This window comes from Roseateles sp. P5_E11, from assembly GCF_054049355.1.
Map to the genome: position 1 here is coordinate 1 of NZ_JBFUMO010000224.1, position 8,853 is coordinate 8,853.

Sequence of the window (8,853 nt, forward strand, 5' to 3'; positions counted from 1 at the left end):
ACCATAGCTGGCATAGGTGTCGTAGGTTGCGCGGCCGATCTGGCCGCCCAGGTCCAGGCCCGCACCCTGCCAGGGTTGAAACTCACCCACGAGCAGAGGGATCTTCAGATCGCTGACCTGCTTGTTGTAGGCGCAGACACCGGCGGTGCCCGCCGACCCGCAGCGCAGCCAGTCGCGGTGGATCATGTAGGGCGAATCGCCAGGCCTGTCACCAAACAGGCCGGGGTAGGGGTGGATCTCGAAGGCGACGTTGGTGAAGCCCTTGGCTGTCGGGTTGCCATAGCCGTCGATGTTGCCGTAGTGGCTGGGCAGCAGCACGATGTGCTTGTCATCGATGGCGCGGATGGTTTTGTACAGCTCCTCGACGCGCGCCACCATGGCTTCGGCGGTGGAGCCCCAGGGCTCGTTGAGGGGATCGTAGGCCGCAACCACAGGCTCGTCCTTGTACCTGGTGGCGATCTGCTGCCACAGCCACTTGGTGCGCTCCTGCGCTTGCGCGTCCGTCCAGTATTTGTTCTGGCCGGCGCAACCCGTGTGATCGTTGGGCGTCTGGCCGCCGGGAGCGCCGTGCAGGTCAAGGATCACGTAGATGCCGCGCTTCCTGGCCTCGGCGATGCTCCAGTCCAGATACTTCCAGGCATCCGCGCGCAGGGTCTTGGGCTTCTTCTCGTCTTCGATGACGCTCCACAGGATGGGCAGGCGGACGATGTTGAAGCCGAAGGCCTGCAGTTGGTCCCAGTCGCGCGTGGTGATCCAGCTGTCGCGGAAGAGCTTGATCAGGCGCTCCTTCTCGTCATAGCCAAACCGCTCGGTCAGCTTGGCTTCGAGGGTGCATTGGTCGGTCACGCCATTGCCGCCCTGGCCCATCATCCAGAATTCCTGCACCAGCCAGTTGCCGAGGTTGGTGCCCTTGAGCAAGACCTGCTTGCCGCTGGCGTTGACCCACTGGGTGCCGTCGGTTTTCAGCAGGGTGAGGCCTTCGCTGGTGACAGGAGGTGTACTGGGTGATGGAACGGTTGCGTTGCTGCCGGAGCCTCCACCGCCGCCACAACCGGCCAGCAGCGCCGCGCCCATCACGCCGCCGAGTAAAGCGTCACGCGCGGAACTGCCCAGGCGCGAGGCGGCGCCTCCCACGAACCATCGTTTTGCCACGTCTTGTCTCCGTTTATAGATTGGAACCGGTTCCAATCAAGTATCCAAGACGGGCTGAGATCCTGTCAACAATGCGTGGGGAGCGTCCTTGGGGGCTGGACACTTTCAGTATTTTCCCGGGTTGATGAATGGAATCGGTTCCATTATTTGCGAGGCGCAGAATGACGCGGCCACATCTACCAATGTCCAGCACCATGGTCATCCGAGTTCTCTGCGCAGACGACTTGCCCTTGATGCGCCGCATGCTTGTTCTCTTCGGGCAAGCTTTTGAYGACGTGTCGACCTACTCAAGGTGGCAACCGGAAGACGGTTATCTCAGCCAACTGCTGAGCAGCCAGACCTTCATCGCGATCTGCGCGCTGGATGGAGACGATGTGGTGGGCGGACTGGCAGGCTACGTGCTGCCCAAGTTCGAGCAGCAGCGCTCGGAGTTCTACATCTACGACCTGGCGGTGTCCGAGCACCATCGGCGGCAGGGCATCGCGACAGCCATGATCCGAGAGCTGCAGCGGCTCGCAGCGGCTCGAGGGTTCTACGTCATCTTCGTGCAGGCCGATCACGGCGATGATCCGGCGATTGCGCTTTACAGCAAGTTGGGCGTCCGGGAAGACGTCCTGCACTTCGACATCGAGCCTGCAGACCGAAAAAAAGAAAACCCGCCAGCGGCGGGTGGGTGACTGACAGCCGCGCGGGTTTCAGACAAGCCAGACGGCCGTCTGGGCTGCGGCTACCGCCGTTTCGGCCGGTGCGCTGCGATGCCCTTCGACGACGACGCGTGGCAGCTTGGCGACCACCATCGCATCGGCGCGCTTGCCGACCACAACCACGCGCTCCAGCTTCACGATCTCGGTCGCCGGCGTCGCGGTGTGGTTGGCCAGGCCCACGCCCATGGCGGCAGCGGCGGCCACAGAGGCGATGGCGATGACGAAGGTCTTGGCGGCGGTGTTCATGGTGGGCTCCGGTGGGGTTGGCTGTGTCAGTGATTGCAGTGTCTGCAGACGCGCCCCCCGCCGCGAGCGGCAGGCGATGAATCGCCGGCGCGCGCGGATGAACTGCGGATTTGTGGGACGGACGGGTCGGCGGGGCCGGCGCTGAATCCTGTTGAAACACTCTTGGCGGGAGCTGGCTCCTAACATGGCTCTTCCACTCACCCGGCACTGGAACACCCATGGAAACCCAGGAACTGCACCGCGGCCGGCTGGTCGATCACATCCAACTCGTCGTGCGCGACCTGGCGGCCAGCCAGCGTTTCTACGAGGCGGTCTTCAAGGTGCTGGAGATTCCCATCGGTGGCACCGGCGACAGCTTCTTCTGGGCGGATGAACTCTTCGTTTCGACCGCCGACAGCAAAGCGGCGCAAGGCGACCTGACCGGGCGCGTGCACCTGGCTTTCCAGGCCAGGGGCAAAGCCGCCGTCGATGCCTTCCACAAGGCCGCGTTGGCGGCTGGCGGCAGGGACAACGGTGCGCCGGGCGAGCGGCCCTATCACCCGGGCTACTACGCCGCCTTCGTCGTCGACCCCGACGGCAACAACATCGAGGCGGTCTTCCATGGCGTGGCCCAGCGCAGCGCGGACTCGGTCAAGTTGACTTTCTAGCCGTTCCGGCTGCCGCCAAGCCCTGCCAGCGCCTCGGCGATCTCGCGTGTGCCGCCGGGCCGCACGACACGCGCGACCTCCCGCCCGTCCTGCAGCATCACCAGCGTCGGCCACAGCTTGATGCGGAACGAGCGGCCCAGTGGCCGCCCGGGGCCGTCCTCGATCTTCAGGTGGCGCAGCGGTGCGCCGGCATGTGCTGTCACCGCGTCGCCGATGGTTCGCTGCGCGGMCTGGCAGATGCCGCACCAGTTGGCGCCGAATTCGAGCACGGTGCTGCCAGCCATGGCGTCGACCTCGGCGCGGGGTGGTTCGTCACTGGAATAGGGAGGGCTCATCGGGATCTCCTGCAGCCATGTCGAAGCCACGGCAAACGCGATGCCTAGCTAGGTCAAGCCACGCAACTCCCGCAACGCGACCGACAGCATCGCCGCGTCCGGCGCCGGCACCGCGCGCAGCTCACCCAGCAACTGCTCCGCGCGTTCGATGGTGCGGCCGTTGCTGGCCTGCCAGGCCTCGACCAGGGCGTCGGGCGAATCGTGGTTGCCGCCGCCGGCCAGCACCGCGCCGGTGATGGAGCGCTGCAGGCCCCACAGATCGTCGAGCATGGCGCCCTTGGCGAGCATCTGCCAGTGCTGGTCGCCGGGCAGGGCGGTGATCTTGTCGCGCAGCCACGGCATGCCCAGGCGGTTCGCAAGGTCGARGTAGATGGCCGCCACCAGCTCCACCGGCCAACGGGCGCTGCCGGCGATCTCGGCGATGTCCAGCGTCGCGTACAGCGTGCCGAAGGTGACCACGCGCTCGGCCAGTTCGCGCGGCACGCCGCCGGCGATGTAGCTGGCTGCCGCAGCGTCGACGCGCGCACGCTCGTCGGCATCCAGCAGCTGCGGCAGGCGCGCGGCGAGCTTGGTGACGTTGGACGTGAAGTGCTCGATGGTGGCGCCCATGTCGTCCACCAGGCGGTTGGAGCGCAGGAACCACTTGGTGCCGCGCTCAAGCTGGCGGCTGGTGTCGATCAGCATGCGCGACTGCAGCTCGTCGGCCACCTTGTTGTCCAGCGCCTCGATGCCCTGCCACAGGCTCACCATGCCAAAGATCTCGCGGCTCAGCAGGTAGGCGCGCACGATCTCGAAGGCGCGCGCGCCGGTGGTCTCCAGCAGGCGGTGCACGAAGGTGCTGCCGACCCGGTTGACCATGCTGTTGGTGACGTGCGTGGCGATGATCTCGCGCTTGAGCGGGTGGCGTTGCATATAGCCGCTGAACTTGTCCTGCAGCAGCGCCGGGAAGTAACGCCCCAGCGCCGTCGACACCCAGGGGTCGTCGGGCAGCGTGGAGCCGAGCAGCTCGTCATAGAGCCAGATCTTGCTGTAGGCCAGCAGCACGGCGCGCTCGGGGTTGGTCAGCCCCAGGCCCTTGCCGCGCCGGTCGGCGATCTCCTCGTTGGACGGCAGGTATTCGATCGCGCGGTCCAGCCGCTCGGCCTTCTCCAGGTACTGCATGAAGCGCGCCTGTGCGTCCATCAGCTGCGGCGCCATATGCCCAGTGACCGAGAGCACCTGGGTCTGGAAGACGTTGTCGCGCAGCACCAGCGCGGCGACGTCGTCGGTCATCTGCGGCAGCAGCGTGTTGCGTTGCTTCTCGGTCAGCTCGCCCTCGCTGACGGCCAGGCCGAGCAGGATCTTGATGTTGACTTCGTGGTCGGACGTGTCGACACCCGCCGAGTTGTCGATGGCATCGGTGTTGATGCGCCCGCCGGCGAGCGCGTACTCGATGCGCCCGCGCTGCGTGCACCCGAGGTTCCCGCCCTCGGCAAACACCTTGCAGCGCAACTCGCCGCCGTTGACGCGCAGTGCGTCGTTCGCGCGGTCGCCGACCTGGGCGTGGGTCTCGGTCGAGGCCTTCACATAGGTGCCGATGCCGCCGTTGTAGATGAGGTCGACCGGCGCCTTCAGGATGGCATTGACCAGCTCGGTTGGCGTCATCGTGTCGGCGGTGATGCCCAGCGCCTGCTTCACCTCGGACGTGATCGGGATGGACTTGGCGCTGCGCGCATGCACGCCGCCGCCCGCCGAGATCAGGCTGGCGTTGTAGTCGGCCCAGGATGAGCGCGGCAGCTTGAACATGCGCTCGCGCTCGACAAACGAGCTTTCCGCATCGGGGGKCGGGTCCAGGAAGATGTGGCGGTGGTCGAAGGCCGCCAGCAGGCGGATGTGGCGCGACAGCAGCATGCCGTTGCCAAACACGTCACCCGACATGTCGCCCACGCCGGCCACCGTGAAGCCGGTGGTCTGCGTATCGACGCCCATCTCGCGGAAGTGCCGCTTGACGGACTCCCAGGCGCCGCGTGCCGTGATGCCCATGGCCTTGTGGTCGTAGCCGACCGAGCCACCGGAAGCGAAGGCGTCCCCGAGCCAGAAGCCGTACTCCTTGCTGATGCCGTTGGCGTAGTCCGAGAAGGTCGCGGTGCCCTTGTCGGCGGCGACGACCAGATAGGGGTCGTCCTGGTCATAGCGGCGCACCTGCGGCGGCGGCACGATCTTGTCGCCCACGCGGTTGTCGGTGATGTCCAGCAGGCCGCGCAGATAGTTCTGGTAGCAGGCCACGCCCTCCTTCATGAAGGCCTCGCGGTCGCTGGACGGCGGCGCCTTCTTCAGCACGAAGCCGCCCTTGGACCCCACCGGCACGATGACGGTGTTCTTCACCATCTGCGCCTTCACCAGGCCCAGCACCTCGGTGCGGAAATCCTCCGGCCGGTCCGACCAGCGCAGGCCGCCGCGTGCCACCCGGCCACCGCGCAAGTGCACGCCTTCGAAGCGGGGCGAGTAGACGAAGATCTCGAACATCGGCTTCGGAGCGGGCAGGCCCGGCACCTTGGACGAATCGAACTTGAACGACAGGAAGCTGCGCCGCTGGCCTGCCGCATCGCGGCGCCAGAAGTTCGTGCGCGTCGTGGCGAGCATCAGCGCCAGGTATTGGCGCAGCACGCGATCCTCCGACAGGTTCTCGACCTGTTCCAGCGCGGCCGTGATGGCCTTGACCTGCTCCGCGGCCTGGGCTTCGGCATTGGCGCCACCGGCCGGGTCGAAGCGCAATTCGAAAAGACGGGCGAGCTGGGCGGCGATCGGCGCGTGCGCGGCCAGCGTGGCCTCGATGAAGGACTGCGACAGCGCAAAGCCGATCTGCCGCATGTACTTCGCATAGGCACGCAGCACGACGATCTGCTCCGCCGTCAGGCGTGCCGCCACGACGAGGCGGTTGAAATCGTCGTCCTCCACCTCGCCACGCAGCACGGCGGCGAAGGCGTTCTCGAACACCTGGTGCAGTGCGGCCACTTCGACCTCGGCGTCGGCGCTGCCCATCAGCCCGAAGTCGTGGATCCAGATCGGTGCCGAGTCCAGCGGCGCGATGCGATAGGGATGCTCGTCGAGCACCTTCATGCCCATGTGCTCCAGCATCGGCAGGCTGTTCGACAACGTCAGCGGCTCGCCGCGGCGCAACAGCTTGAAGCGCAGATGGCCGGGCGGCGCCTCGAGCGGGCGGTACAGGTTCATGCCCAGCGGTTCGGCATCAGTGAGCCGAGTCATCAGCTCGACGTCGGGCACCGCCGCGCGGGCCTCGAACTCTTCCCGGTACGAGGCGGGGAAGGCGCTGCCGAACTGGCGCAGCAACTGGATGCCGCGGGCCTCGCCGGTCGCCTCGATCAGCGCCGTCTTCAGGTCGTCGTCCCAGCGCCGCGCGGCCGAGGCCAGGCGCGCTTCCAGCTCACGCACATCGAAGGCGGGGATCTGGCCCGGCTGGGTGCGTATCGTCATCTGGATGCGCGCCAGCACCGATTCCGACAGGTGCACGTTGAACTCCGAGCCGCTGCCGTTAAAGGCCTGCAGCAGGATGGCCTGCCACTTCTGGCGCAACTCGGTCGTGTAGTGCTCGCGCGGCGCGTAGATCAGGCAGGACAGGAAGCGCTGGAACGGGTCGCGCCGCACGAACAGGCGGAAGCGCTGGCGCTCGCCCAGGTGCAGGATCCCCACCGCCGTCTGCAGCAGGTCGTCGTTGCTGGTCTGGAACAGCTCGTCACGCGGATAGGTCTCGAGGATGTTGATCAGGGCCTTGCCGGCATGGCCGCCCGGCGTGAAGCCGGCGCGCGCGACCACGTCGGCCACCTTGCGCCGCAGCAGCGGGATGTCGGCCGGGTTGGCGCTGTAGGCGGTGGAGGTGAACAGTCCCAGGAAGCGGTCCTCACCGACGACTGCGCCGTCGGGGCCGAAGCGCTTGACGGCCACGTAGTCCAGGTAGCCCGGCCGGTGCACGGTGGAGCGCGCAGTCGACTTCGTCACGACCAGCAGCTCGGGCCGGCGCACCTGGGCACGCACCTCGGCCGGCAGGGCGGCAAAGGCGGCCACCGCATCCAGCGAGGCCACGTCGTGCAGGATGCCCAGGCTCGAATCGGGTACGACGGTCAGCACGTCCTGCCCGTCGACACTGGCCAGGCCGTGGCGGCGGTAGCCCAGGAAGGTGAAATGGTTGTCGCCCAGCCAGCGCAGGAAGTCCAGGCCCTCGGCCAACTCGTCGGCCGGCAGCGGCGGCGCCTGCTGCTCCAGCTCATCGACGATGTCCTGCATGCGCTGGCGCATGGCGCGCCAGCCGGCCACGGCCGATCGCACATCGTCGAGCACGCGGCTCACGTCGGCCGCGAGGGCGTCCAGTCGGGCCGGCTCGGGAATGCGGTCGACCTCGACATGGATGAAGGATTCACGCAGGCCGTCGGCCGCCAGCCCCTGCAGCGTGCCGTCGCCGTCGCGGCTCACCGCCATCAGCGGATGGATGATCAGGTGCAGCGTCAACCCGTGGCGGTTGACCTCCATCGTCACCGAGTCGACGAGGAAGGGCATGTCGTCGTTGACGATCTCGATGACGGTGTGGGTCGACTGCCAGCCGTGCTCGGCAATCGTCGGGTTGAACACCCGCACCCGCGCGCGGCCGACCTCGCGCTTGCGGGCAAAGCTCCAGTGCGACACCGCTGCGCCGTACAAGTCGGCCACCTGGCGTTCGGCCAGCTCCTGCGGGTCGACCTGGCCGAAGTAGCGCTGCACGAAATCCGCCAGCGTTTCGCGCTGGTCAGCGCTGGTCTTGGCGCGCACCAGCTTGACGACTTCGTCCATGCGCTCGGCCCGCGGGCCCGAGGGGGTTGTCTGCACCAGCATGCTTGTCTCCTGCCGCTTTGTTTGCATCAAGTCGCCGGGCATGTTCGCGCGCCAGCAGCGCCGTGCCAAGTGTTGACAAGCGGAGGTTACGCCTGCCTGGACACGCTTCCAGCGCATCTTGGGTCGTGGCACCATGCCAGCCACCCGTCACCCCCAGACCCAGGCATCGCATGCACCGTCGCGTCCTCCTGCTCTCGCTGCTCATCCCCTTGCTGGCGAACGCGCAGCCGGACCGCCTCGTGCCATCCAGCCCGGTGGACGCGGTGGCGCTGTACGTGATCCCCACCGACGGCATTCCCGAGCAGTTCGCGGCCGGCGTCGCCCGATCGCTGACCCAGGAAGCCGGTGTGTGGGTCAAAGCCTCGCTGCTGATGCCCTCGGGCGTGGCCGACCCCATCCCCGGCACCCAACAGTACGCGGTCGAGGACTATCTGGCCTTTGGTACAACGCTCGCGAAACGGCTGCAGGACGCCGGCCCGCGGACCTATTTCATCGTGGTCACGGACCGGGACATCAACTCGCGCGAGCGCAACTTCCGGTTCCAGTACTCGGCCCACAGCCCCATGGCCCGCACTTCGGTGCTGTCCCTGGCCCGACTGGGAGCCAGCAAGGACGGCAAGCCCGCGTCGGCGGAGCTCATCGGTCTGCGCCTGCAGAAGATGCTGATGCGCATCGTCGGCGAGATGAAGCTGGGCTGGACGCGGACCACCGACCCAACCGACCTGATGTATGCGCCGATCATGTCCATCGACGACATCGACCGGATGAGCCTCACGCACACGATGAAGGTGCGGGGAGTCGCCAAGTGAAGCCGACCGCGGCCTGTAGAACGGTGCTTGTGTCAGCATCGCCCGTCGACCCCTTGAATCCGCAGGAGCAATGACGATGGCCGGCCACCGTATCTTC

General features: G+C 66.9%; 7 protein-coding genes. 3 read left to right on the forward strand and 4 right to left on the reverse strand.

What is annotated here, in order from left to right; genetic code table 11:
* The coding region (locus ACXJKR_RS17060) for a glycoside hydrolase family 5 protein (protein WP_457323832.1) at positions 1–1,152 on the reverse strand (1,152 nt) is incomplete at its 3' end.
* 194 nt (positions 1,153–1,346) lie between these two features.
* Here ACXJKR_RS17060 and ACXJKR_RS17065 point away from each other — a divergent pair.
* Positions 1,347–1,829, forward strand: coding sequence for an AAC(3)-I family aminoglycoside N-acetyltransferase (locus tag ACXJKR_RS17065; RefSeq protein ID WP_457323836.1), 483 nt, complete (start codon positions 1,347–1,349; stop codon positions 1,827–1,829).
* Between the two features lie 18 nt (positions 1,830–1,847).
* On the opposite strand, the gene ACXJKR_RS17070 is transcribed toward ACXJKR_RS17065, so the two are convergent.
* Entirely contained in the window at positions 1,848–2,102 is a 255-nt protein-coding gene (locus tag ACXJKR_RS17070; protein ID WP_056193108.1) for a hypothetical protein, read from the reverse strand.
* A gap of 218 nt (positions 2,103–2,320) precedes the next feature.
* Between ACXJKR_RS17070 and ACXJKR_RS17075 the strand changes: the two genes are divergently transcribed.
* The gene (locus tag ACXJKR_RS17075; RefSeq protein ID WP_457323833.1) at positions 2,321–2,749 is read left to right on the forward strand and encodes a VOC family protein; all 429 of its coding nucleotides are present in this window, start codon (positions 2,321–2,323) and stop codon (positions 2,747–2,749) included.
* On the opposite strand, the gene ACXJKR_RS17080 is transcribed toward ACXJKR_RS17075, so the two are convergent.
* Together ACXJKR_RS17080 and ACXJKR_RS17085 are read right to left on the reverse strand one after the other, a co-directional pair.
* Complete coding sequence (locus ACXJKR_RS17080) at positions 2,746–3,084, reverse strand: thioredoxin family protein (RefSeq protein ID WP_457323834.1); 339 nt, start codon at positions 3,082–3,084, stop codon at positions 2,746–2,748. The genes ACXJKR_RS17075 and ACXJKR_RS17080 overlap by 4 nt on opposite strands.
* A gap of 48 nt (positions 3,085–3,132) precedes the next feature.
* Positions 3,133–7,947 (reverse strand): NAD-glutamate dehydrogenase, encoded by a 4,815-nt coding sequence (locus ACXJKR_RS17085; RefSeq protein ID WP_457323835.1) that lies wholly within the window; start codon positions 7,945–7,947, stop codon positions 3,133–3,135.
* A 170-nt stretch (positions 7,948–8,117) separates the two neighbouring features.
* Here ACXJKR_RS17085 and ACXJKR_RS17090 point away from each other — a divergent pair, with 170 nt between their 5' ends.
* Entirely contained in the window at positions 8,118–8,756 is a 639-nt protein-coding gene (locus tag ACXJKR_RS17090; protein WP_056193099.1) for a zinc metalloprotease, read from the forward strand.
* The last annotated feature ends 97 nt before the right edge of the window (positions 8,757–8,853 follow it).

Coding starts and splice junctions, on each gene's coding strand:
- ACXJKR_RS17070 (WP_056193108.1), bottom strand. CDS start 2,102: ATGAACACCGCCGCCAAGACCTTCGTCATCGCCATCGCCTCTGTGGCC.
- ACXJKR_RS17075 (WP_457323833.1), top strand. CDS start 2,321: ATGGAAACCCAGGAACTGCACCGCGGCCGGCTGGTCGATCACATCCAA.
- ACXJKR_RS17090 (WP_056193099.1), top strand. CDS start 8,118: ATGCACCGTCGCGTCCTCCTGCTCTCGCTGCTCATCCCCTTGCTGGCG.